1 pseudogene is annotated in these 1093 nt (G+C 35.0%); it reads right to left on the reverse strand.

The window, feature by feature from the left end:
* Positions 1-41: 41 nt before the first annotated feature.
* Positions 42-950, reverse strand: a pseudogene (locus tag JOC77_RS21050) (IS3 family transposase); the annotation flags it as partial.
* Between the last annotated feature and the right edge of the window lie 143 nt (positions 951-1093).

Here is a 1093-nt window from a genome sequence, read left to right on the forward strand (position 1 = left end):
TGAACTGTAACCCCTAAAATGGACAGTTTAATAAAAAGGCCCTATGCTGCTAATAAATGATCCCGGTATTGTACCGGGGTCATTTTATTTAATCCCCATTGATAACGATGACAATTATACTCCTCGATATATGAATCCACTATTTGTTTTAATTCACTTAAGCTAGTACATTCTTTAAAATCTACCTCGTCCTTAAAATGACCAAAGAAAGATTCAATTGGAGCGTTATCCCAACAATTTCCCTTGCGGGACATGGATTGAGTGATACCCAATTTCTTTACTTTCTTTTGAAAAAAGGGATGAGTGTAATGCATACCCTGGTCTGAATGAAGTATGACTTCAGGGTGAAACTGATTTTGTACAGATTCTTTAAGTCTTTCTAGCGTCTTATAAACTATACTCATTTCTAAAGACCTGGATATATAATGGGCCAGTATTTCGTTTGTGCTTCCATCCTTGATACAGGATAAATAGGCTTTTTGACCGTTCTCATAATAAAGATAAGTAATATCCGTTAATAACACTTTTCCAGGCTCTCCTTGATTAAATTCACGGTTTAACAGGTTAGGGCATGTACGGTGTTCTTGGGTAGCTTTCGCCATTTTTTTATAAGGCTTTGCTTTTCTAACCTTTGTAATCAGTTGATATTTCCTCATTAACCTTCTAATCTTCTTGTGATTCATCTTAACAAAATAATCATTTTCTAAGATCATTTTGATTTGAAGAGCCCCGACTTTTTCCTTTTTTTGTTGAAAGATAAACTTAATGAGTTCAATATCCCTTTCATCCTCTAAATCTTTAAACTGGCGGATGGGGGCTGCCTTCAACCAAGCATAGTATCCATTTTTACTTACCCCTGCTAATTCACAAAAGTAACTCACTACATTTTTTAGTTGATATTTACGAATTGTACGTTCAATAAGCTGAAATTTTTCTGAAGGTGTTAGTAACTTTTTTTCATCAACGCCTGCCTCTCTAGTTCCTCTAGCTTTTTTAACAAGTCATTCTCTGCTTCTAAAAACTTAATTCTTGCTTCAGCTTTTTTCAGTTTTTCCTCAACTGATAGTTCCTTAGAAGAAGGGCGTCCAGTACT

Source organism: Peribacillus deserti, from assembly GCF_016909175.1.
Taxonomy (GTDB): Bacteria; Bacillota; Bacilli; order Bacillales; family DSM-1321; genus Paraperibacillus; species Paraperibacillus deserti.